Below are 24135 nucleotides of genomic sequence, written 5' to 3'. Positions count from 1 at the left end.
CGCGCCTCCTATTTGCGCCGCACGGAGCTGAGGTAGATGGCGGCCAGGATGATGCCGCCCTTCACCACGTTCTGGATATACGGCGACACGTTCATCAGGTTGAGGCCGTTGTTGAGCACCCCGAGCATCATCGCCCCCACCAGCGTGCCGACGATGGCGCCGCGCCCGCCGGAGATCGCCGCCCCGCCCAGCACTACGGCGGCGATGGCGTCCAGCTCGAAGCCTTCGCCGGCGTTGGGCTGCCCGCTCATCAGGCGCGAGGTCAGCACCAGCCCGGCCAGCGCGGCGGTCAGGCCGCTGATCACGTACACCAGCATCTTGTAGCGCGGCACGCGGATGCCGCTCAGGCGCGCCGCCTCTTCGTTGCCGCCCATCGCATAGACGTAGCGGCCGAACGGCAGCTGGTTGAGCATCAGCCAGGCCAGCACATACACGCCGAGCATGATCAGGATCGGCACCTGGATGCCCAGCACCGTGCCGCGGCCGAAGAAGGAGAAGACGTCGGGCAGGCCGGAGATCGGGTAGCCGCCGGTATAGAGCAGCGCCAAGCCGCGGGCGATGCCCATCGACGCCAGGGTGACGATGATCGGCGGCATGCGCAGGTAGGCGATGCAGGCGCCGTTGGCCAGGCCGAACAGCGCGCCGAGCGCCAGCGCGGCCACCATCGCCAGCGGGATCGGCACCGCCGCCAGCATCAGCCCGGCGGCGACCGAACCGGCCAGCGCCATCACCGGCCCCACCGAGAGATCGATGCCGCCGGTCAGGATGGCGCAGGTCATGCCCACCGCGATGATGGCGTTGATCGACACCTGGCGCGCCACGTTGGTCAGGTTGTTGACGCTGAGGAAGCTGTCGTTCAGCAGGCTCATCAGCACGAACAGGACAGCGAAGCCGATAAACGGCAGAACCGCCGGGTGATGCAGCAGTTTTTCCCAGCGCTTGCCGAGGCTGGGGCCGGCGGCGCGGCGCGCCACGGCGGGTTGTTCAATTCCGATCATAAGGCACTCCCGGTCGCGTGAAGCATGATGTGGTTGGATTCGATGTCGTCGCCGGTCAGCTCGGCGACGATGTGGCCGCCGCGAAACACCAGCACGCGGTCGCACACGCCGATGATCTCCGGCAGTTCGGAGGAAATCATGATGATGGAGATGCCCTGCTGGGTCAGTTGCTGCATCAGCTGGTAGATCTCGGCCTTGGCGCCCACGTCGATGCCGCGCGTCGGCTCGTCGAAGATCAGGATGTTGCAGTCGTTGTTGAGCCAGCGGGCGATCACCACTTTCTGCTGGTTGCCGCCGCTCAGGGTGCTGACGGCGGTCTCGGCGTCCGGGGTTTTCACCCCCACGGCGCGGATCAGCCGCTGCACCACGTCGCGATCCTTGCGGGCGCTGACGAAGATCTTGCCGCGCCGGTGGTGCCGGTTGAGGGTGATGTTCTGCGCCACCGAGAACGGCAGCACCAGGCCCTCGGTTTTGCGGCTCTCCGGCAGCAGGCCGATGCCCTGCGCCAGCGCCTGCGCCGGGGAGCGCAGCGCCGCCGGTTGGCCGCCGAGGCTGACGCGTTTGCGGTGGCAGCGGCTGGCGCCGATCAGCGCCGAGACGGTCTCGGTGCGCCCGGAGCCCACCAGCCCGGCGAAGCCGAGGATCTCGCCCTTGTGCAGCCGAAAACGGTCGGTCGCGCCGTGCTTCTCGCGCTGGATCTCCGCCTCCAGCAGCACCGTCTCGGTATCAACCGGATGCTGTTTCACCGGGAAGGCGTTCTCGATTTTGCGCCCGACCATCAGCCGCACCAGCTCTTCCACGTTGGTGTCGCCGGTGGCCAGCGTTTCGATGTAGGCGCCGTCGCGCAGCACGGTGATGCGATCGCAGATGGTGAAGATCTCGTCCAAATGGTGCGAGATAAACACCATGCCAACGCCCAGCAGCCGCAGATCGTTCATCACGCTGAACAGGTGTTCGGCCTCGCCCGGCGTCAGCGTGGCGGTCGGTTCGTCCAGCACCAGCACCCGCGCCTCCAGCGACAGCGCCTTGGCGATCTCAACGAACTGCTGCTGCGCCACGCTCAGCTGCTCCACCGGGCAATCGAGATCGATAGCCACCGTCAGCCGCTTGAAGATCGCCTCGGCCTTGCGCCGCATCGCCCGCCGATCCAGCAGGCCCCAGCGGTTCCTGATCTCCCGGTTGAGGAAGATGTTGTCGATGGCGCTCATGTAGGGAATCAACGAGAATTCCTGAAAAATAATGCCGACCCCGGCCTCGATCGCCTGGCGATAGTTGTTAAAGCGGCGCTGCTCGCCGTCGATAAAAATGTCGCCCTCGTCCGGCTGATGGATGCCGCACATGATTTTCACCAGCGTCGATTTGCCGGCGCCGTTTTCGCCCAGCAGGGCGTGCACCTCGCCGCGTTGAATGGCCAGATCGATGCCGTCCAGCGCCTTCACGCCGGGAAAGCTCTTTTTTATTCGCTTCAGTTCCAGTAAAGGTGTCACCGCATTGCCCTCCGCGCCGAACGCCCCGCCGCAGCGGGGCGAACCTGGCCGCTGTTACCAGCTAAAGCCGGCCGCATTGCTGCGGCCGATCAGCTTCACTTTGACCGGCACGGTTTTCGGCACCGTGGCGCCCCAGTAGCGGGCCAGCGCAATGCCGAGCGCGATGCGCAGCTGGTCGCGCGGGAACTGCGCCGAGGTGGCGATGAACGGCGAATTCGGCTTGAGGATCTCTTTGATGGCTTCCGGCTGGCCGTCGACGCTCACCAGCTTGACCTTGGCGCCGTTGCTTTCGATCGCCGCCAGGGCGCCGAGCGCGCCGACGTCGTTGACGCTGAAGATGCCCGCCAAATCCGGCGCCGACTGCAGCATGTTTTCGGTGACGGTCAGCGCGGTGTCGCGCTCCTGCTTGCCGTTTTGTTTGGTGACGATCTTGATGTCGGGGTATTTTTTCATCGCCGCTTCAAAGCCGCGCACGCGCTCCAGGATCGGCACCACCGGGATGCCGTCGAGGATCGCCACCTTGCCTTTGCCGCCCAGCGCTTTCGCCAGGTATTCGCCCGCCTGGAAGCCGGCGTCGTAGTTTTCCGAACCGACGAACGAGTCCAGCGGCCCTTCGGCCTGCGCGTCGATCGCCACCACCACCGCGCCGGCCTTATGGGCGGAGATCACCGCCGACTGCACCCCCACCGAATCGGTCGGGTTGATCAGCAGGATATCCACCTTCTTCTGCAGCATGTCTTCCACGTCGCCGATCTGTTTGGCGACGTCATGGCGCGCATCGGCCACGTACACCTTGGCGCCGATATCCGCCGCCGCCTGATCCAGCGCCTGCTTCATGGTGACGAAGTAGTCGTTGTTCATTTCCTGGAACGACATACCGATAGTGATTTGCTTGGCCAGCGCCCCATGGCTGGCCGCCAACATTCCACCGGCGACGATAAAAGGCAGGGTCTTTTTGAATAATGAAAACATAGCCAATTCTCCTGTAGGGAAGCTTCTTGTTGTGGTTATCAGAGCAACAGCATGTCTTTACGTTTGGCCGACCGGCCGGCCCCTCCATTGCGGACGGGCCGACGGTCGTGACTGCAACAGCGGTACGGCGGGAGGGTCAGGGAACCAGGATCACCTTGATGGAGTCGGTCGAGTCCGCCAGGGCGAAGGCTTCGTCCCAGTCGTTCAATGAATAGCTGTGGGTGACCACGCCGCTTGAGGTCACCAGCCCGCGCTCGAACAGATCGATGGCGATCTCATAGCTGTAGGGCGCCAGGTGCGCGCCGCGAATGTCCAGCTCCTTGCGATCGCCGATGATCGACCAGTCGACGGTGGTTTCCTTGCCGAACACGCTGAACTCCACGAAGCGGCCCAGCTTGCGGATCATCTGCAGCCCCTGGGTGACGCCGATCGGCGCGCCGGTGGCCTCGATGTAGACGTCGCAGCCGTAGCCGCCGGTCAGCGATTTGACGATCTGGTCGGCGTCTTCCTTCAGCGGGTTGATCACCACGTCGGCGCCAAACTCCTTCGCCAGCGCCAGCCGCTCGTCGATGGCGTCGATCACGATCAGTTTCTTCGGCGTTTTCAGGCGCGCCACCTGCACCATGCACAGCCCGAGCGGCCCGGCGCCGGCCAGCACCACCACGTCGTCCAGCTGTATGTCGCCGCGCGCCACGGTGTGAATGGCGCAGGCCATCGGCTCGATCAATACCGCGTCTTCATGGCTCAGGCTTTCCGGGATCTTGTGCACGATGGCGTTCTCGGAAAAGCGCATGTATTCCGCCATGCCGCCCTCCGCCACGTCTTTCTGGAAGCCGTAAATGTTATGCGTCTCACACATCCAGTAACTGCCGGATTTGCAGTAACGGCACTCCCAGCACGGCACGATCTGCTCGGCGATCACCCGCTCGCCGAGCTGGTATTTGCCTTCCGCGCCCTCGCCCAGCGCGGCGATGCGGCCGTAGAACTCGTGCCCCGGCACCACCGGCGGTTTGACCCACGGGTTCTCTCCCCAAAACATCTGCGCGCCGTTCTTGCACTTGCAGTCGCCTGCGCAGATGCCGCATCCTTCCACCTTGATCACCAGCTCGCGCGCCTTCGGCAGCGGCGTGGGCACCTGTTCGAAACGGTAATCCTGCGGGCCGTGGCAAACGACCGCGCGCATTTTTTCCGGCAACTGGCTCATCTATCCCTCCAATATTCTCGTTAAACGCTTGAAAATTATAAATGTTGACGTTGTCATTTTTATCAAACAAAAAACAAACTGAGTTATAAAATTATAAATTTCAATAAATTAACCATTACACATCCCGATAACTAAAAATGACAACGTGAACATAGAGCGACATATAACCAAAGCTGCAAAAATAATTATTTGAGCAAAATCACAGTTCGTTAACATTGCGGCTAAAAATGCTACAAATGCGGATCGCGATCCCATTTACGGGATCGGCGATCCGGGCAGATCCGCTAAATCAGCAGGCGCACGCGATCGTAGATCTGGCGATCCTCCGGCCGCGACGATCGCACCTGCTGGCGCAGGGTGCGCACCAGCGTGTCGATAAACTCATGGGCGGCGGCGTTCAGAATGCTGTTGCGCCGGGTGACGATATTCAGCTGCGCCGGTTGGCAGCTCTCCCGCAGCGCCAGCGGCTGCACGCGGGAGGCAAACTGCGGCAGCGCGGCGATCGGCCGCGGGCACCAGGTACACATCTCGGCGGACTCCACCAGCGCCTGCAGCATACCGAACGAATGCGCCTGGATAATGCGCTGGCGCGGCAGGCGCACGCCGTGGCGGTGGAACACCTCGTCGAGCAGCGCATCGAAACTTTCCTGGGTATAGCTCATCACCCAATCCTGCTCCAGCAGCTGATGCAGCGAGGTGCTGTGCGCCAGCGGGTGGCCGCGCCGCACCATGTACGCCGTTTCATACTCCAGCAGCGGCTCGCAGTGAAACTCCTGCGGCGCCGACGACGCCGGCAGCGGCGTGATGGCGAAATCCATCGTGCCCTCGCGCAGCTGCGACTGGGCGTTGGCCATCAGGCTTTCCGACAGTTCCAGCCGCACCGCCGGCACCTTGCTGCGAAACGCCATCACCGCCGGCGGCAGCACCGTCAGCATCAGCCAGGGGGTAATCGCCGCCTTGACCAGATCCGCCGCACTCCCGCGCAGCGCCGCCATTTCGCCCTGCGCCTGCTCCAACTGGTTCAGCACCAGCCGGGCGTGCGCCAGCAGGGTTTTGCCGTAGGGGGTAAAACCCAGCCCGGTCGGCGTGCGGATCAGCAGCGGCAGCGCCTGTTCTTGCTCCAGTTCGCGCAGTGCGCGGGTCACCGCCGCCTGCGACAGCCCCAGATGCCGCGCCGCCGCACGAATGCTGCCGCTGTCGGCGCTGGCCACCAGCGCCTGCAGTTGGTGCAGTTTCATGTCCACCTCCTGACAATCATAGGTTGTCAGCATAACCGAACGGCGGCTACCCGACAAAAACGGAGTTTGCTAGTCTCGATGCCTATCCCCTCTGCCCCGTTCCCCGCCCACTGGCCGGGACCCTTTTGCCGGAGACCGTGATGACGCATTCACTGGTACTGCCTGAGATCGCCGCCGTTCATGATGAGATGGTCGCGCTTCGCCGCCACATTCACGCCCACCCGGAGCTGGGCTTCCAGGAGTTTGCGACGTCGGATCTGGTGGCGCAGCGGCTGGAGGAATGGGGTTACCGCGTCACGCGCGGCGTAGGACAAACCGGCGTTGTCGCCACACTGCAGCGCGGGCCGGGAAAATCGCTCGGCATCCGCGCCGACATGGACGCCCTGCCGATTGCCGAAACGACCGGCTTGCCGCACGCCAGTACCCATTCCGGGGTGATGCACGCCTGCGGCCACGACGGGCACACCGCCATGCTGCTGGCGGCGGCGCGCTATCTGGCGCGGCAGCCGAACTTTTGCGGCACGCTGCACCTGATCTTTCAGCCGGCGGAAGAAGGCGGCGGCGGCGCCAGAGTGATGATTGAAGACGGCCTGTTTGAGCGCTTCCCCTGCGACGCGGTGTTCGCCATGCACAACGTGCCCGGCTTACCCACCGGCCACCTGGGCTTCGCCTGCGGCCCCTTCATGTGCTCGGCCGATACGGTGCACATCACCCTGCACGGCCACGGCGGCCACGGCGCGGTGCCGCAGAGCACCGTCGATCCGGTGGTGGCCTGCGCAGCCATCGTTATGAGCCTGCAAACCATCGTGGCGCGCAATATCGATCCGCAGGAAACGGCGATCGTCACCGTGGGGGCGATGCAGGCCGGCCAGGCCGCCAACGTGATCCCGGCGACCGCCACCCTGACGCTCAGCGTGCGCGCGCTGACGGCGGCGGTGCGTGCGCGGCTGGAACAGCGCATCACCGAACTGGTCACGGCGCAGGCCGCCAGCTTCGGCGCCCGCGCGGAGATCGACTATCAGCACGGCTACCCGGTGCTGGTGAACCACCCGGCAGAAACCGAGCTGGCGCGCGCGGTGGCGCTGGAATGGGCCGGAGAGAGCCGGGTGATCCCCACGCTGCGGCCGTTTACCGCCAGCGAAGATTTCGCCTTTATGCTGGAGAAGTGCCCAGGCAGCTACATCTCGATCGGCAACGGCCCCGCCACGCCGGGCAATTCTCTGCACAACCCCGGTTATGACTTCAACGACGACAGTCTGTCGTTGGGCGCCACTTACTGGGTCAAATTGGTCGAGCGCTTTTTGCGCTCGCCCCGCGGTTTAATTGCCAACACAGAGGAAATGACATGAAAATCATCAAAGGGCTGTTGTTGTTGCTGCCGCTGGCCGCGAGTTTTCCCGCACTGAGCGGTGAATTCAGCGGCAAAGTGATCAAGCTGGGCATCGATCCCACCTTTCCACCGCTGGAGTATAAAAATCCGCAGGGCAAGCTGACCGGCTTCGGCGTCGATATCGCCCAGGCGCTGTGCGACCAGATGCAGGCCAAATGCGTGTGGGTGGAAAGCAGTTGGGACGGCATGATCCCCGGCCTGCAGGCGAAGAAGTTCGACGCCATCGCCTCGTCGATGACCATTACGCCACAGCGCCGGCAGCAGATCGCTTTCTCCAGCAAAGTCTCCAACGCCCCGGCGCGGCTGGTGGCGCATAAAGGCAGCAATCTGCAGCCTACCGCCGCCTCGCTGAAAGGCAAATCGGTCGGCGTGCAGCAAGGTTCCAGCCAGGAGGCCTACGCCAACGCGCTGTGGCGGCCGGCCGGCGTCAACGTGGTGGCTTACCAAAGCCAGCAGGAGGTGAACGAAGATCTGGCCAACGGCCGCCTGGATGCGTCGCTGCTGGCCAGCGTCAGCGCCAGCGAATTCTTCAAAACGCCCGGCGGCAAAGACTTTGCCTTTATCGGCGCCGAATTGAGCGACAGCAAGTACTTCGGCGTCGGCGACGGCATCGGGGTACGCAAAGAGGATACCGCGCTGCTTAACGCCTTCAACGCCGCGCTGCAGGCGATCCGCGCCAACGGCACTTACAAGAAAATCAACGACAAGTATTTCGACTTCGACATGTACGGCGCGGAGCAGTAACACGCGTTCCCCGGCGGTCACCTGCAGATCCTGCAGGATGGGGAGGCGCCTTCGGCCGCCGGGGAACGCCCCAACGGAAACGGCAGTGTCGGCAAGAACGGAAAATCAGGCGGGATAAGGATGCGGGCCAGGCAAGACGCCTGGCCCGATAAGGCGGGTTACTTCACTTCGCCCATCGCTTTCAGCTTTTTGGACAGCTCGCGGCGTTCTTTGGACAGATCGGCATTTTTGATGATGTAGTCATCAACGCGATCTTCGTAGTCGCTGCGCATGTTGGCGATGATGCCCTGAATGTCTTCGATGCTCATGCCGGGCTTGATGTACTCACTCAGGTTGTCGAGCAGCAGCACGCGCTTCTGGTTATCACGAATTTTCTTTTCGTTGTCGACGATCTCGCGTTGCAGTTTGTTTTTGCGGCGGAACATACGCACAAACTCCAGCACGTCCTGGAAACTCGGCTTATTTGCATTATCCATCTTTATACCCTTGCTTTAGTAATACACAGATTCATTTGCTTACGGCCACATGGCACCAAGATACAGGTTTGTGGCGGTCCGGCACAACAGTGATTGGCTTATCTTACCCACTTTGCCCCGGCGGCCAAAACCCAAAGCGCCGCCTTCATGATCTGACCCCTTATTCGCGCCCGGCGGCGGTGCAGACCTGGAGCAGATCCCCCAACTCTTCCAACTGCTGCGCCAGCTCCATGCTGAGCCAGACATAGCCGTAAATCGGCGCTTCGCCGTGCTGGCCAAGGCTGACCTCTTGCATCAGCGTTTTCAGCTCGCCGGCGATCTCCGCCAACTGCCCCGCCGCCGCCTGCCGCTGCGCCTGCGGCCCTTCGCGCATCAGCACCGCCAACGACTCCAGCGAGCTCAGCGTCAGCAGCTGGGTGCTGCGCAGCGTGCGGGCGTTCAACATAATGAAGTGCGTTTCGCGCGAGGCCCAGTAGGCGTCGGCCATCAGTTCCAGCGTGCACACCAGATTGCGGCTGAGGGTTTGCACCGCCTCGAACACCGCTTTGGGGATGCGGGTTTCCTTGCTGGCGGGCACGATCAGGCTGCGCAGCTTCACCACCTGATTCAACAGATCCTTGAGCTGCGGCTCCAACCGCGGCCGCTCAATGACGTTCGGCGAAAAATACGCGCCGTAGATACGGGCGGCGGTTTGCAGACAGTCCGCCATTTGCATGCGCCACAGAATATAGGCGCGCTGCGGGTAGATGCTGGTGAACAGCAATGCCAGCAGCGAGCCGAAGATCACGTCGCCGCTGCGCCACAGCGCGGTGTGCATGTCGCCGGCGCCCGCGCCGCACACCACCGCCAGCGTGATCCCCACCAGCAGCGCCATATACGGCCGTTTGCCGAGCGTCAGGTAACCGCAGACGAACATCACCACGCCGCACCATGCCAGCATCAGCGGCAGCGAATAGAGTTCCAGATACAGGGCGATCAGGCCGGAAGCCGCGCCGAACACCGTGCCGGCAATGCGTTGCAGCGCCCGCTGCAGCACGTTGCCCCAAAACGAGATCGGCCCCATCACCACCACCAGGGTGATCAGCGGCCAGGTGCCTTCGGGCACCGCCAGCAGGCGGATCAGCAGAAAGGTCAGGATAAACGCCAGCCCGATGCGCACGCCGTGAACGATGCGATAGTGGCGATAGGTCAGCAGTTCAAGTGAAGAGATTTTTCGATCGAGGCGCACAGTGCCTCCGATAAACACCAGCCAGGCCGCTATTTTAGCGGAGGAAGCCCGGCAAGGAAAAGGCGAATGAGGCGTCCCTCATTCGCACTCAGGCTCAGGCGACGTATTTGTCGACCAGCGCGCGCAGAACGGCGGCGGTTTCAACATCCATCACGCCGTCATACTTCTGCGGACGGAAGTGCAGCTGGAACGCGCGCACCAGCTGGCGATAGCCTTCTGCGGTGTTCGCCGCCGAGGTATCGTAGCCGTATTGGGCGAACAGCTTCAGCAGTTCAGCCTGCGCCGGCAGGCCCTGGCTGCAGTACTCCTGCTGGCGCTGCTGCTTGGTCGCTTCGTCATACCAGGCGCCGACGCCGGCCTGATACAGCTGCTGCCACGGGAACTGCGGGCCCGGATCGCTCTTGCGGCCCGGCGCGATGTCGGAGTGCGCCACCACGTTCACCGGCGAGATGTCCGGATAACGCTGCAGGATGTTCTGCGCCAGTTGGGTGACCGCCTCGATCTGCTGCGGATTGAACGGCGGGAAGGTGATGTTTCCACCGTCGCCGCTCGCCAGGTTGACGATCTCGATACCGATCGAGGTGTCGTTGATATTGCTGCGGGTGCCCCACTGGCTGGTGCCGGCATGCCAGGCGCGCTCGTTCTCGTCCACCAGGTTGAAAATGCGCACGCCGCTGAAGCCGGCGGCCTGATAGGTGGCATCGGTCGGATCCGGCACCAGATAGTGCGCGCTGACCGATTTTCCGGTCAATGATGTCACCGAGTCGGCGAAGTTTTGCGCCGTGTAGTGCAGCACCAGAAAGCGCACGCGGTGGCCGAAGCTGGCGACCGATCGGTAGCTATTGTAATCAATCTTGTACATCGTAAAGTCCCTCTCTCGTTTGATTTCACTGAGCGGCCTCTCATCATGACAGGCCGCTCCGCACAGGTGAACCCTTGGCTCACCCTTTTTGTTTTAGCTAATTGCTAAATCATGCACAAGCGTTTTTTAGCAAAACCGTTATTTACCTTTTTGCTAAAGAGTGCGATCATTGCACGATGGAAACTAAAGAAATCAGGCGCAACAATCTGCGCGAATTAATGGCCCGCTACGCCCGGCAAGGCGTCAACCAGAATGAGTTCGCCACGCTGGTTGAGTCTTCCGCGCCGACGCTGAGCCAAATCATCGGGGAGAAATCCTCCCGCAATCTTGGCGACAATCTGGCCAGGCGGATCGAGGCCAGGCTGAATTTGCCCAAGGGCTGGTTCGACGTGTTTCATGAAAAGCAGCTGGTGCGCCCGTTTGACAACGTGGCGGCGGAGTCGGACTTCCAGCCCGCCCGTTTGAAACCGGTGGTATGGGAAGATACCGAACAAGACAAGGAAGAGTTTGTGGAGATCCCGCTGCTGGATATCGATTTTTCCGCCGGCGACGGCTGCTACGAAATCGTCGATCGCGAGGAGTTTTCGCTGATCTTCCGCCGTTACTATCTGCACAAGATGGGGGTGGCGGTCAACGCCGCGCGCATTATCCGCATCTCCGGCTCCAGCATGGAACCGCGTCTGCAGGACGGCGACGTGGTCGGCATCAATACCGACGACACGCGCATCCGCGAGGGCAAGACCTACGCCATCCGCCACGGCAATTTGCTGCGGGTGAAGGTGCTGATCGAACAGCCGGACGGCGGCGTCGTCATCCGCTCCCTCAACCGGGAAGAGTACCAGGACGAGCATCTCAGCTATCAGCAGCGCAAGGAGCAACTGGTGGTGCTCGGCCGCGTCTTCTGGTCGTCTTCGTCCTGGTAACGGACGGTAACCTCGGGCGCCCGTTGCGCCCGGCGGTTATTTGAAGTCCACCACCATCTGCTGCTGGATAGACAGCCCGCGCGTCGACTGCACGCAGCCGGCGATGTAGTCGGTGAAACGCGGCGGTTTCGGCATGCCCAGCTTGAGGATCTTCTCGTTGCTGAAACGCACGTTGAGCATGGCGAACGATCCGTACAGGCGCATCGCCTTCAGCATCAGCCGCTCGTTGCACGGGCCGAAAATGTCTTTCAGCTGGCGGCGCATTTTCACCAGCGCGTCATAGGTCACCTGCGCATACTCATCGCCCACCGGCGCTTTTTCCAGGGCCGCCGCCATGGCGTTGTCAATTTCGGCAAAGCTGACGCTGCTCTCCTCACCGGCGGAGATGTGATAAACGTCGTTCTCCAGCGTTTCGCTGTTCATCAGCATCACCAGCGCATCCGCGCAGTAGTCCGCCGGGATCACGTCGATATTGTCCTGCAGCGAGCACATGAACTTGCGCAGCATCAGCGCCATGCCAAACACCCAGAAAATGCTGCTGGAAGGCTGGCAGCCCAGGCGGGTGTGCCCCACCACGATCGACGGACGAGCGATGGTCAACGGCATTTGCGGGCAGCGCTGGCGCATCAGCTGTTCGATGGTGGATTTGGAACGGGTATATTCCACCAGGTGTTCGGCGTCTTCCTCAAACTCGCCGCTCTCCGCCACCAGCGAACCCGGCTCCGGCGAACAGGACATGGCGGTGCCGACGTGCAGGAAACGTTTTAATCCCGGCACCTGCGCCATTCTTTCGGCAAAGGCCAGAGTGCCTTCTACGTTTACCTTCCAAATGAGCGGGTTATTACCAAATGAAGCAACGGCCGCGCAGTTAATAACGTGCGTAACATTGTTAATACGCGCGTCAGTTAAAAAGTCGGCCGGTTCGGAAAGGTCGCCCAATAATATATTTTCAATCGTAATTTTAGACAGCAGATTCGCATCGATATTAAACTTTTCCATATTCGCGCGAATACGGGCCAGCCCTTGCTGCGCATCGTCTGCACGCACCAGCAAAAGATAATTAACAGACTGATTTTCAATCAATAATTTTTCGAGAACCGCACCACCAAGAAAGCCGGTAGCGCCGGTCAACAGTAGCGTTTTCATCATTGTCACCCACATTGGCATTGAATGTGGTTGATTGTATCCGCGGATATTTAAACAAATATTAAATAGAATTACGGCGCCCTTAAACACTTTTCTTAATATTATCTTAAGGAATCTTTTGAAACATCCATCATGGGTTTAGTAACAAAAGAACCGCGTAGACTCCATGATTAATCTCCGCCGTTTAAATACCATTGATGTAGTGCCTGATTAAATTTAACGGTCAATGTTATTTCTCTTCTCGTCCGTGGAGGACTTATGACCTATAACCAAAAAATCTGGTTGGGGGTTTTGCTGCTGTGCACCCTGTTTTGGGCGGCAGTGATAAGCGGCGCCTGTTCGCTGTATAATCGGACAGATCGCCTCAATGCGCACCAGGCGCAGAGCGAGTTCGCCGCCCGCCACAGTCTGCCCCCCTGCCCGCAGCAAAGCGTTCAGGCCTCCGCCGCCCCCCGGAATGGGTAGGGACAATATCCGCTAACGATCCTATTATGCCCTAAGGTTAACAGGGAGATAACGATGGCTCGAAAGCTGGATAGCTTACCGCAGGCGCAACGCGAGAAAATAGAAACCGATTTGCTGGCCATCAGCGTGATCTACAACGAGCGCTACGGCATCGCCTCGACCCAGACGGAAACGGAACAACAGATCCCCGACCACCTGCTCCCCTACTTTCATCAGCGGCTGGATTACTATCGCCGTGCGTAATTGCGCGCATTTCTCTAACCGCCGCTTGGCATCGCTCCCCACGCCGTTACAATAGAGGCATATTGTATCCGCCACTGAAGAGACGCGATTTTGAGCAGCAAGGCAACGGCCACATTTTATATTCACGATTACGAGACCTTCGGCAAGAGCCCGTCGCTGGACCGCCCGGCGCAGTTCGCCGGCGTGCGCACCGATATGGATTTCAACATTATCGAAGAGCCGCTGGTCATCTACTGCGCCCCGGCCGACGATTACCTGCCGGAACCCGAGGCGGTGATGATCACCGGCATCACGCCGCAGGTGGCGCGCGCCAAAGGCGTTAACGAGGCCGAGTTCACCCGCCAAATCCATCAGGCCTTCAGCATGGCCGGCACCTGCATTCTCGGTTACAACAACATCCGCTTCGATGACGAAGTGAGCCGCAATATCTTCTATCGCAACTTCTACGATCCCTACGCCTACAGCTGGCAAAACGGCAACTCGCGTTGGGATCTGCTGGATGTGATGCGCGCCTGCTACGCCCTGCGCCCGGACGGCATCGTCTGGCCGGAAAACGAAGACGGTTTCCCCAGCTTCCGCCTCGAACACCTCACGCACGCCAACGGCGTCGAACACACGCAGGCTCACGACGCGATGTCAGACGTATACGCCACCATCGCCATGGCCAAGCTGGTTAAGCAGGCGCAGCCGCGGCTGTTCGATTTCCTGCTGCAGCACCGCAACAAGCACAAACTGAACGCCCTGATCGACGTCGCCGAAATGACGCCGCTGGTGCACGTCTCCGGCATGTTCGGCGCGGCGCGCGGCAACACCAGCTGGGTGTCGCCGCTGGCCTGGCACCCGGACAACAAAAACGCGGTGATCATGTGCGATCTCGCCGGCGACATGACGCCGCTGCTGACGCTGAGCGCTGAGCAGCTGCGTGAACGGCTCTACACCCGCCGCGACGATCTGGCGCCGGATCAGACGCCGGTGCCGATCAAGCTGGTGCACATCAACAAATGCCCGGTGCTGGCGCCGGCCAAAACCCTGCTGCCGGAGAACGCCGAGCGGCTGGGCATCGATCGCCAGGCCTGCCTGCAAAATCTGCAGCTGCTGAAACAGCACCCGGAAGTGCGCGAGAAAGTGGTGGCACTGTTCGCCGAAGCCGAGCCGTTCAAAGGTTCCGAGGACGTCGACGCCCGCTTGTACGACGGTTTCTTCAGCGACGCCGACAAGGCGGCGATGAGGATTATCCAGCAGACCAAGCCGCAGAACCTGCCGGCGCTGGATCTGGCCTTCAGCGACGGCCGCATGAAAGAGCTGCTGTTCCGCTTCCGCGCGCGCAACTATCCGAATACGCTGGACGACGCCGAGCAGCGCCGCTGGCTGCAACACCGCCAGGAAACGTTGAGCGCGGAGCGCGTGCAGAGTTACCTGCTGCAGCTCGAATCGCTGTATAACCTGCACGAAGGCGACAAAGAGAAAACCGCCCTGCTGAAAGCGCTGTTCGATTACGGCAAAGAGTTGGTGGGATAAAACCCGCAGCAAGCAGAAAAGGAAAAGGCCGCGAAAGCGGCCTTTTTTGTGGCTGAGGAGACGGCTCGCGCTTAGGCGGCGTCTTCGCTCGCTTGCGGCACCGGCAGACGGAAGCTGCGGGTAACGAAGGCCAGGTAGATCAGACCGATGGCCGCCCAAACCAGGCCCAGCGTCATCGAGCTGGCTTCCAGGTTGATCCACAGCGCGCCGACGGTCAGTGCGCCCATCACCGGCAGGATCAGGTAGTTGAACGTGTCCTTCACGGTGCGGTTCATCTTGTCGCGAATATAGAACTGCGAGATCACCGACAGGTTGACGAAGGTGAAGGCCACCAGCGCACCGAAGTTGATCAGCGCGGTCGCGGTCACCAGGTCAAACGACACCGCGGACAGCGCGATGGCGCCAACCAGCAGCACGTTCAGCGCCGGGGTACGCCACTTCGGATGCACATAGCCGAAGAAGCGAGTCGGGAACACGCCGTCGCGGCCCATCACGTACATCAGACGCGAAACGCCCGCGTGCGCCGCCATGCCTGACGCCAATACCGTCACGCAGGAGAACACCAGGATCACCGACTGGAAGAACTTGCCCGCCACGTACAGCATGATTTCAGGCTGCGACGCGTCAGGATCCTTAAAGCGCGAGATGTCCGGGAAGTACAGCTGCACGAAGTAAGACACCACGATAAAGATGATGCCGCCGATCAGCGCCGTCAGGAAGATGGCTTTCGGGATCACTTTCTCTGCGTCTTTGGTTTCTTCGGACAGCGAGCTGATGCCGTCGAAGCCCAGGAACGAGAAGCACAGGATGGTCGCGCCGGTAATCATCGGCACCACGTGAGCGTTATCGGACCAGAACGGGCGGCTGCTGACCAGCGTACCGGCGCCTTCGCCGTGGTAAACGCCGTTGATCACCAGACCCAGGAACACGATCATGATCGCCACCTGTACCACCACGATGATGGAGTTCAGGTTGGCCACCAGCTTGATGCCGCGCAGGTTGAAAATCGTCATCAACCCGACCAGCACCGCCACGAAGATCCAGGACGGGACGCCCGGGAAGATCGCTTCCAGGTAAATCTTGGCCAGCAAAATATTGATCATCGGCATGAACAGGTAGTCCAGCAGCGATGACCAGCCCACCATAAAGCCGACGTGCGGGCTGATGGCTTTCTGGGCGTAAGTGTAGGCGGAACCGGCGGAAGGGAACTTCTTCACCAGCTTGCCGTAGCTCAGGGCGGTAAACAGGATCGCCAGCAGAGCGAAGGCGTACGCGGTCGCGACGTGACCATCGGTCAGGCCGGATACGATGCCGAAGGTATCGAAGATGGTCATTGGCTGCAGATAAGCCAGACCCATCATCACTACCGGAACTAATGTCAGGGTTTTACGCAGCTGAGTGCGCTGAGCCGGAGCGGCGTTAAGGGTGTTATCGGACATTGTTCAGCCCCCCCTTACCTTGAGCCTTGCGGATGGCGGACACGCCAAGACTTAAGGTTGCGGGGAAACTTCGCAACGAGCGACTTAATTCTAAAAGAAGGGGATTGTAAGCTGGATAACGGGTCGAGGTAACCTCGGCTGCTCCATAGTCGCTGCGGCCACAGCGGAAACCGGCGGGCACCGGCGCTAAAGTGAAAAATTGCCCCATCTTTCTAATCCTCATGAGTCACGACCATAAAGTTTTGTTTGATCGTGCACGAAACTATTTATCTATCCGGATCGGTGTCCGGCCTCGCTTGGTGTATGAAACGCTACGTTGGTAAAACTTAATGCAAAAAAAATAACCGACGCTTTCAAAACGTCGGCTATCTGCATTTGAGATATTTTGCACCAGAATGCCTCCGGATGACAAGATCCGGAAGCCCTCAAATACAAATTCTTTTTGTCGATCGAACGGAAAACCAGCCCGGCAGGCGAATTAATCCGCTACCGGCAGGCCGGTCGCCCGCACATACTTCTTACTTTATACGCCCATTCAGGCATTTTTCAACATCCAGTCGATCTCGGTTTCCGTCACCCGCCGTTCAAACTGCAGCAATTCGTCCGTCTTGCAGGCGTGATAAACCTGGGTGAAACGCTCGCCCAGATAGTGGGTCAACGCATGCTGATGTTCAAACTCGTACAGCGCATCGCTCTGGCGGATCGGCAGCGGCAGCCCCTCCTGCTCCAGCCCGTTGCCGGTCACCGGCTCAGGCAACGGCAGCGCGTTGTCCAACCCGTACAACATGCCGGCCAGGATCGCCGCCATCACCAGATAGGGGTTGGCGTCGGCGCCGGCCACGCGGTACTCCACCCGATGATTCTCCGGTTCGCCGCAGGGAATGCGCAGCGCCACGGTGCGATTGTTGTGGCCCCAGGCGGCCTGGATCGGCACATACATCCCCGGTTGGAAACGCCGATAGGCATTGACGTTCGGCGCCAGCAGCGCCATCGACGCCGGCATCAGGGTGATCATCCCGGCCAGCGCCTGTTTCAGCAACGGTGAATCCTCGCCTTCGCCGTCGGCAAACAGGTTGTTGCCCGCCCCGTCCTGCATGCTGACATGCACATGCATGCCGCTGCCGGCGTAATCCTCATAGGGTTTGGCCATAAAGGTGGCGTGCATACCGTGGTTCTCGGCCACCAGCCGCACCAACCGTTTCAGCGCCAGCGCGTGGTCGCAGGCCAGCAAGATGTCGTCGGAATGGCGCAGGTTGACCTCGAACTGCCCCGGCGACGCCTCCGCCACCGCGCCGTCCGCCGGCAGCCCCTGCAGCTTCGCCAACGCGTCGATATCGTTCAGCACCTCGGCGAAATGGTTCAGGTTATCGACGGAGTACACCTGGCTTTGGGTATTGCGCTCCTGAGTGCCGGGCGCACACGGCGGCTGCAAATCGCCTTCTGCGTCGCGCTGCCTGTCGATGAGATAGAACTCCAGCTCTACCGCTGCCACCGGGAACAAGCCGCGCTGTCGCAGCGCCTGCCACACGCGGTTCAGCACATTACGGGGTTCAACGTCAAAGGGAGTGCCATCTTCATCCAGCATGGTCAGCAACACCTGGCCGATATGCTCCGGATCGGCGGCCGACGGCGTCAGCGAACCGGGCACCGGCAGGCAAATGCGATCCGGCTCGCCGAGCTCCTGCCCAAGACCGGTCTCCTCCACCACGTTACCGAGGATGTCCATGGCGAACACCGACGCGGGGAAGTAGCTGCCTTTTTCCAGTTTTTTCAACCCTGAGACGGGTATACGTTTGCCGCGGAAGGAACCATTGAGATCGGTAAGAAGGATATCGACATACTGCGTGGCGGGATGGCGTTCCAAATAATGAGCAACCTCATTTTGGAACGCGCTACTTCGCCTCTCTTCATGATGCTGTGCAAAATGTTCAACTGCTGCGCTATTGGTTTGCATACGTCACCCGCCATTATGCTCTTAAGGCGCGTTAGCGCCCGTCCGCCGTTCGATTCAACACATGATTGGATTTCTCGCCAGGTCGCGCCGCTGCCGGGCGCTCAAAATAACATCCACAATATGAAACATAGTCTTAACAGAATGGGTTTGCAAATGTTACAATCCTGTTTGATTATTCACCACCGGCTGCTAAATTGATAAAATATTGACCGAAAAGGCCTTGCTGCCATTTTTACGTCAACTATTTCGTCCAACGCACCGAGAGTGAACATGGGCAATATATTTTCCAAACCTGCCCTAACTATCGATATCATGCAGCATCGTTATCGCCCAGACAGGCGCCCGATAACGATATTCATGTCTGCCTGTCGCCCCTACCAGAAGGAAGTACCGCTATGAGCGAAGCCAGCTTGGCACCGGGCAAACGCCTGTCACAGATCCGTCAGCAATTGGGTTTGTCGCAGCGCCGGGTCGCCGAACTGTCCGGGTTAACCCACAGTGCGATCAGCACCATCGAACAGGACAAGGTCAGCCCGGCCATCAGCACGCTGCAAAAGCTGCTGAAGGTGTATGGCCTGTCGCTGTCTGAATTCTTTGCCGAACCGGAGGCCGTCGACGAACCGCGCGTGGTGATCGACGCCGAGGATCTGATTGAGATCGGCAGCCAGGGGGTGTCGATGAAGCTGGTGCACAACGGCAGCCCGACGCGCAACCTGGCGATGATGCTGGAAACCTACCAGCCCGGCACCACCACCGGCGAAAAGATCAAGCATCAGGGCGAAGAGATCGGCACCCTGCTGGAAGGCGAGATCGTGCTGACCATCAACGGCCAGAGCTATTGCCTGAGCGCCGGTCAGAGTTACGCCATCAACACCGGCATTCCGCACAGCTTCAGCAATACGTCGGCTCGCGTTTGCCGCATCGTCAGCGCACACACCCCTACCACCTTCTGACCGCTTCTCGCACCGGCGCAGCCTGACGCGGGTTGCGCCCCTGCCCACCCACGATTTTTTCATCGCCGTTATGCCATTTTGTTGGTTGCCAACGGCGCAATCTATGTTACAACAGAGCAAAACAGCCATCTAAACATCTAAACGGCCTTAACACCCTATGTCAACCGCAACGCCTTCACGCCTCGAGATGCGCAATATCTCGATCGCCTTCGCCGGCTTCAACGCGCTGCAGGACGTGGACTTCACGCTGCAGGGCGGATCAATCCATGCGCTGGTCGGCGCCAACGGCGCGGGCAAGTCGACGCTGATGGCGATCCTCTCCGGCGCCCACGATCATTATCGCGGCGAGATCCTGATCGACGGCCAGCCGGTGGCGATCCACTCCCCGTTGCAGGCGCGCCGTCACGGTATTCACGTGGTGCAGCAAGAGGTCGACGTCGCGCTGATCCCCACGCTGTCGGTAGCGGAAAACATCATGCTGGACTGGCTGAACGAGCCGGGCCACTGGCTGAACTGGGCGGAGCTGCACCGCCGCGCCGTGCAGCTGCTGCAGCAATGGGCGCTGCCGCTCAACCCGCGCAGACGCCTGGCGGACTGCACGCTGGCGGAAAAACAGCAGGTGCTGCTGGCGCGCGCGCTGTCGCACCGCTGCCGTTTTCTGGTGCTCGACGAGCCGACCGCGCCGCTCGATCGCGCCGAGAGCGAGCGCCTGTTTAACGTGGTGCGCCGCCTGCAATCCGAAGGCATCGGCATCGTGTTTATTTCCCACCGCATCCACGAACTGAGCGACATTTGCGATCGGCTGACGGTGCTGCGCGACGGCCGGCGCGTCAGCGAAGACGCCATGCGCGGGCTGAGCGGCGAACAGATCGTCGAGAAGATGCTCGGCCATCGGCTGGACGACATTTTCCCGCCGCCGCGCCCGCCACACCCTGAGCGAACGCTGCTGCAGGTGCAGGGCTTGCACGATCGCCATAAGCTGCGCGACGTTTCGCTGCGGCTGCATGAGGGCGAGATCCTCGGCATCGCCGGGCTGGCCGGGGCGGGCAAAACCGAACTGTGCAAGGCATTGTTCGGCGCCAGCGCCGTGCAGCTCGAGCGCGGCAAACTGCGCGGGCAGCCCTGGGTGCCACGCGCGCCGCACCTGTCGGTCGAACAAGGATTGGCGCTGGTGCCGGAAGAACGCCGCAAAGAAGGCATTTTCATCGACGAGGCGATCCCGATGAACCTGAGCGTCAGCGCCGACGACAGCTTCTCGCGCTGGAGCCTGTTCAGCCGGCGGCAAGAGCTGCGCTGGGCGCGCGAGATCATGCAGCGTCTGAATATTCGCGCCTCCGGCCCTCAACAGCGGCTGGCGCGCCTGTCAGGCGGCAATCAACAAAAAGTGGCGATCGGCAAATGGCTGCGCGGCGACGCCGAGGTGCTGATCTTCGATGAGCCGACCAAGGGCGTGGACATCAAGGCCAAACAGGAGCTGTTCAGCCTGATCGACGGCCTGGCCCGCGCCGGCAAAGGCGTGATTTACGCCTCCGGCGAGTTCGCCGAGCTGATTGGCCTGTGCGATCGCATCTGCGTGCTGTGGGACGGCCGCATCGTGGCGGAATTGAACGCCGCCGACATCGACGAAGAAACCTTATTGCTCTATTCCACCGGAGGAACCCCTGCGTGAGTAAAGAATTTGCCTTGCGGCCTGCGCTGCCCTGGCGCCAACAGCTGTTTGATTTCCTCTACAAGTGGGGCATGCTGCTGACCGTCGCGGCGCTGATCGCCCTGTTTGGCCTGGCGTCGGACAACTTTCTCGATGCCAACAACATCATCAATATCCTGCGTTCGATCGCCATCGTGACGGTGATCGCCATCGGCGTCTCCATCTCGCTGTCGGTCGGCGGTTTCGATCTGTCGGTCGGTTCGACCGCCTCGTTGGCCAACGCGCTGGTGATTTCGCTGTTCGTCTGGCACGGTTTCGGCACCGCCGGCGCCATCGTGGTGACGCTGTTGCTGTGCACGCTGGTCGGCCTGTTCAACGCCCTGCTGATCGTGGTGCTCAAAATCCCCGATATGCTGGCGACGCTGGCCAGCCTGTTCGTGATCCAGGGCGTGGCGATGACCTACAGCTACGGCGGCTCCATCACCCAAAACATGGTGCTGCCGAATGGCGACATGGCCGAAGGCCTGATCCCGGAGGTGTTTTCCGCCCTCGGCCAGGTGCCGGTGATCGTGCTGATCATGCTGGCGGTCACCGTGGCGGTGCAGCTGTTCCTGTCGTTGACCAAGCACGGCCGCCGCATGTACGCCATCGGCGGTAACCCCGAGGCGGCGCGTCTGTCGGGCATCCGCACCGTGCGTTACAGGGTTGCCGCTTACGTCATTTCCTCCTGGCTGGCGGCGCTTGGCGGCATCTTACTGGCGTCACGTATTGGCTCTTCGCAGGTCAATGCCGGCGGCGGTTATCTGATGGACGCGGTGGCGGCGGCCTATATCGGCTTCTCGCTGGCCGGCGCCGGTAAACCCAATGCGCTCGGCACCCTGATCGGCGCGGTGATCCTCGGCGTGCTGCAAAACGGCCTGGTGATGCTGTCGGTGCCCTACTACGCCATGGACATTATCAAAGGCCTGGTGCTGGCGCTGGCGCTGGCCATCACCTACATCCAGAAACGCTGATCCTTCCCGGCGCACGCCCGCTGCGCCGCTTTTCCCTTTAATTCATCCGGTTACCCTTTTCCGTCAGCAGAACAAGCATACAAATGATATGAATTATCATTAGCGTTTACATTAAGAAAAAAATCCTTACAATACCCTCACGCAACGCTGACGAAGCGAAGTATTTCTCAGCGAACGATGAATAATTTCATTAGAAATTCAATTGGTTAATTACTTTCACTTCAATCCAGGAAAGGTTTACCTCATGGAAACGCCACGTTACAGCAAGCTCGCCGCTCTGGTGATCGCCTCACTCAGCGCCACCGCCGCGCTGGCCGCGCCGCAGGACGACACCCAGGACACCATGGTCGTCACCGCCTCCGGCTTTCAGCAAAAAATTCAGGACTCTGCCGCTTCCATCTCGGTGATCCCGCGCCAGCAGATCGAAGATAAAGCCTATCGCGACGTGACCGATGCACTGAAAGACGTACCGGGCGTAGTGGTCACCGGCGGCGCCAGCAGCAGCGACATCAGCATTCGCGGCATGTCTTCCAAGTACACGCTGATTCTGGTGGACGGCAAGCGCGTCGACACCCGCGGCACCCGGCCGAACAGCGATAACGCCGGCATCGAACAGGGCTGGCTGCCGCCGATGGAAGCCATTGAGCGCATCGAAGTGGTGCGCGGGCCGATGTCTTCGCTGTACGGTTCCGACGCCATGGGCGGCGTGATCAACGTCATCACCCGCAAAACCTCGCGCACCGAGTGGAAAGGCTCGCTGCACGGCGACGCCACCCTTCAGGAAAACCGCGATTCCGGCGATCTGTTCCAGACCAACGCCTACGCCTCCGGCCCGCTGGTTGAAGGCCTGCTCGGCCTGCGGGTCAACGGCCTGCTGTCGCGCCGCGCCGAAGATAAAATCACCAACGGTTACAACGAGCAGCGCATGCGCAGCGGCACCGCGGTGTTCACCCTGACCCCGGACGAGAAAAACGAATTCGACTTCGAAATCGGCCGCTCGCTGCAGGATCGCAACAGCACGCCGGGCAAATCGGTGGTAGCGGAACGCTGCAGCAAAGGCAAATGCACGCCGACATCGCGCAGCGAAAGCCTGTATACACGCACCAACTACGCGCTGACCCACAACGGCTATTACGACTTCGGCAACTCCACCAGCTACGTTCAGCGGGAAGAGACCAACAACCCGGGCCGCAAAATGAAGATGTACAACACCATCTTCAACACCCAGAACCAGTTCGAGCTGGGTTCACACATGCTGAACCTCGGCGGTCAGTATCGCTATGAAAAACTGAGCGACAGCGGCAACCAGCTTGAATCGGCACAAGGTCTCAGCAAGCTGACGCGCTGGAGCTGGGCGCTGTTCGCCGAAGATGAGTGGGCATTGACCAACGACTTCAGTCTGACGACCGGCATCCGCATGGATCAGGACGAAAACTTCGGCAGCCACTGGACGCCGCGCATGTACGGGGTCTGGCACCTGACCGAACAGTGGACGCTGAAAGGCGGCGTCTCCGCCGGCTACAAATCGCCGGATCTGCGCCAATCCTCCGCCAACTGGGGCCAGGTCACCGGCGGCGGCGTGCGTAAAGGCATCATCGTCGGCAACCCGGATCTGCAGCCGGAGAAGAGTCTGAGCGAAGAGATCGGCCTGATGTGGGATAGCCTGAAAGGCGTCAACGCCGGGGTGACCGTCTTCAACACCGACTTCAAGAACAAGATCACCGAAGTGCGCCGCTGCGAAGACACGCCGGACTGTAAGATCGGCAATGACGTCTACGACTTTATCAGCGATCGCGTCAACGTCGACAAAGCCAATATGCGCGGCGTAGAAGCCACCTTCGGCTGGCAGATCAACAAAGACTGGAAGTGGAACACCAACTACACCTACACCTCTTCCGAGCAGAAGAGCGGCGAGTTCCAGGGCAAGGCGCTCAACCAGATGCCGAAGCACATGGTTAACACCGTGCTGGATTGGCGCGCCACGCAGGACCTCAGCCTGTGGTCGCGCGTTAATTTCCGCAGCAAAACGTCTGAGTATCTGAGCCGTACCTCGATGGCCAAGAGCACGCCGTCCTACACCTTCGTCGATGCGGGCCTGAGCTACCAGGCGGCGAAAAACCTGCAGCTGACCGGCGGGGTCTACAACATCCTCGACAAGACCGTGGATTACGATCACTACAACACCACGCTGGACGGCCGCCGTTACACCGTCGGCATGACCTACAACTTCTGAT

21 protein-coding genes are annotated in these 24135 nt (G+C 60.7%); 10 read left to right on the top strand and 11 right to left on the bottom strand.

All coding sequences use genetic code 11. From position 1 onward, the window contains the following. Positions 1–8: 8 nt before the first annotated feature. The 5 genes from AC2CGQ_RS03210 to AC2CGQ_RS03190 form a co-directional block, all read right to left on the bottom strand. Complete coding sequence (locus tag AC2CGQ_RS03210; protein WP_004935592.1) at positions 9–998, bottom strand: ABC transporter permease; 990 nt, start codon at positions 996–998, stop codon at positions 9–11. After that, positions 995–2485, bottom strand: a complete 1491-nt coding sequence (locus AC2CGQ_RS03205) for a sugar ABC transporter ATP-binding protein (protein WP_015378501.1) — start codon at positions 2483–2485, stop codon at positions 995–997. The genes AC2CGQ_RS03210 and AC2CGQ_RS03205 overlap by 4 nt, the downstream gene beginning before the upstream one ends. Positions 2486–2539: 54 nt before the next feature. Beyond that, complete coding sequence (locus AC2CGQ_RS03200) at positions 2540–3457, bottom strand: ABC transporter substrate-binding protein (protein ID WP_484593465.1); 918 nt, start codon at positions 3455–3457, stop codon at positions 2540–2542. Positions 3458–3593: 136 nt separating this feature from the next. Next, positions 3594–4661 carry a zinc-binding dehydrogenase gene (locus tag AC2CGQ_RS03195; protein ID WP_049189181.1) on the bottom strand — a complete coding sequence of 356 codons (1068 nt, stop codon included), beginning with the start codon at positions 4659–4661 and terminating at the stop codon, positions 3594–3596. A gap of 284 nt (positions 4662–4945) precedes the next feature. Beyond that, positions 4946–5899 carry a LysR family transcriptional regulator gene (locus AC2CGQ_RS03190; RefSeq protein ID WP_484593464.1) on the bottom strand — a complete coding sequence of 318 codons (954 nt, stop codon included), beginning with the start codon at positions 5897–5899 and terminating at the stop codon, positions 4946–4948. A 140-nt stretch (positions 5900–6039) separates the two neighbouring features. Between AC2CGQ_RS03190 and AC2CGQ_RS03185 the strand changes: the two genes are divergently transcribed. Beyond that, positions 6040–7248: a M20 aminoacylase family protein gene (locus AC2CGQ_RS03185; RefSeq protein WP_484593463.1), complete on the top strand. Its 1209-nt coding sequence runs from the start codon at positions 6040–6042 to the stop codon at positions 7246–7248. Further along, complete coding sequence (locus AC2CGQ_RS03180; RefSeq protein ID WP_015378505.1) at positions 7245–8033, top strand: ABC transporter substrate-binding protein; 789 nt, start codon at positions 7245–7247, stop codon at positions 8031–8033. Before AC2CGQ_RS03185 ends, AC2CGQ_RS03180 begins: the two co-directional genes overlap by 4 nt. Before the next feature lie 158 nt (positions 8034–8191). Here AC2CGQ_RS03180 and tmaR read toward each other — a convergent pair whose 3' ends face one another. The 3 genes from tmaR to AC2CGQ_RS03165 all read right to left on the bottom strand — a co-directional run bounded on the left by tmaR (position 8192) and on the right by AC2CGQ_RS03165 (position 10599). Further along, positions 8192–8509 (bottom strand): PTS system regulator TmaR, encoded by a 318-nt coding sequence (gene tmaR, locus AC2CGQ_RS03175; protein WP_004935612.1) that lies wholly within the window; start codon positions 8507–8509, stop codon positions 8192–8194. 160 nt (positions 8510–8669) lie between these two features. Continuing rightward, on the bottom strand, positions 8670–9737 hold the full coding sequence (locus AC2CGQ_RS03170) for an FUSC family protein (protein ID WP_021505906.1): 1068 nt from the start codon (positions 9735–9737) through the stop codon (positions 8670–8672). 94 nt (positions 9738–9831) lie between these two features. Beyond that, positions 9832–10599: an N-acetylmuramoyl-L-alanine amidase gene (locus AC2CGQ_RS03165; protein ID WP_015378506.1), complete on the bottom strand. Its 768-nt coding sequence runs from the start codon at positions 10597–10599 to the stop codon at positions 9832–9834. A gap of 176 nt (positions 10600–10775) precedes the next feature. On the opposite strand from AC2CGQ_RS03165, the gene AC2CGQ_RS03160 reads away from it, so the two are divergent. Beyond that, positions 10776–11522 (top strand): S24 family peptidase, encoded by a 747-nt coding sequence (locus AC2CGQ_RS03160; protein ID WP_004935623.1) that lies wholly within the window; start codon positions 10776–10778, stop codon positions 11520–11522. A 36-nt stretch (positions 11523–11558) separates the two neighbouring features. Here the strand turns inward: AC2CGQ_RS03160 and AC2CGQ_RS03155 are convergent, their stop codons facing one another. Then, positions 11559–12668 (bottom strand): SDR family oxidoreductase, encoded by a 1110-nt coding sequence (locus AC2CGQ_RS03155; RefSeq protein WP_004935629.1) that lies wholly within the window; start codon positions 12666–12668, stop codon positions 11559–11561. A gap of 258 nt (positions 12669–12926) precedes the next feature. Between AC2CGQ_RS03155 and AC2CGQ_RS03150 the strand changes: the two genes are divergently transcribed. The 3 genes from AC2CGQ_RS03150 to sbcB all read left to right on the top strand — a co-directional run bounded on the left by AC2CGQ_RS03150 (position 12927) and on the right by sbcB (position 14894). Then, entirely contained in the window at positions 12927–13133 is a 207-nt protein-coding gene (locus AC2CGQ_RS03150) for a hypothetical protein (RefSeq protein ID WP_076740640.1), read from the top strand. A 54-nt stretch (positions 13134–13187) separates the two neighbouring features. After that, the gene (locus AC2CGQ_RS03145) at positions 13188–13376 is read left to right on the top strand and encodes a DNA polymerase III subunit theta (protein ID WP_004935635.1); all 189 of its coding nucleotides are present in this window, start codon (positions 13188–13190) and stop codon (positions 13374–13376) included. A 90-nt stretch (positions 13377–13466) separates the two neighbouring features. Further along, on the top strand, positions 13467–14894 hold the full coding sequence (sbcB, locus tag AC2CGQ_RS03140; RefSeq protein ID WP_484593462.1) for an exodeoxyribonuclease I: 1428 nt from the start codon (positions 13467–13469) through the stop codon (positions 14892–14894). 71 nt (positions 14895–14965) lie between these two features. Here sbcB and AC2CGQ_RS03135 read toward each other — a convergent pair whose 3' ends face one another. Continuing rightward, positions 14966–16333, bottom strand: coding sequence for an APC family permease (locus AC2CGQ_RS03135; protein WP_004935642.1), 1368 nt, complete (start codon positions 16331–16333; stop codon positions 14966–14968). 535 nt (positions 16334–16868) lie between these two features. Next, a complete protein-coding gene (locus AC2CGQ_RS03130) occupies positions 16869–18287 on the bottom strand; it encodes a glutamine synthetase family protein (RefSeq protein WP_031300715.1) in 1419 nt (472 codons plus the stop codon). Between the two features lie 395 nt (positions 18288–18682). Here AC2CGQ_RS03130 and puuR point away from each other — a divergent pair, with 395 nt between their 5' ends. The 4 genes from puuR to AC2CGQ_RS03110 all read left to right on the top strand — a co-directional run bounded on the left by puuR (position 18683) and on the right by AC2CGQ_RS03110 (position 24134). Next, positions 18683–19240: an HTH-type transcriptional regulator PuuR gene (gene puuR, locus AC2CGQ_RS03125; RefSeq protein WP_004935648.1), complete on the top strand. Its 558-nt coding sequence runs from the start codon at positions 18683–18685 to the stop codon at positions 19238–19240. Between the two features lie 157 nt (positions 19241–19397). After that, a complete protein-coding gene (locus AC2CGQ_RS03120; RefSeq protein ID WP_099981787.1) occupies positions 19398–20909 on the top strand; it encodes a sugar ABC transporter ATP-binding protein in 1512 nt (503 codons plus the stop codon). Further along, the gene (locus AC2CGQ_RS03115) at positions 20906–21901 is read left to right on the top strand and encodes an ABC transporter permease (protein ID WP_075685454.1); all 996 of its coding nucleotides are present in this window, start codon (positions 20906–20908) and stop codon (positions 21899–21901) included. The genes AC2CGQ_RS03120 and AC2CGQ_RS03115 overlap by 4 nt, the downstream gene beginning before the upstream one ends. Positions 21902–22145: 244 nt before the next feature. Then, positions 22146–24134 (top strand): ligand-gated channel protein, encoded by a 1989-nt coding sequence (locus AC2CGQ_RS03110; RefSeq protein WP_004935657.1) that lies wholly within the window; start codon positions 22146–22148, stop codon positions 24132–24134. The last annotated feature ends 1 nt before the right edge of the window (position 24135 follow it).

The sequence above is a fragment of the Serratia sp. DFXYC6 genome (genome assembly GCF_057196085.1).
This window is presented reverse-complemented; position numbering and strand designations above follow the sequence as displayed.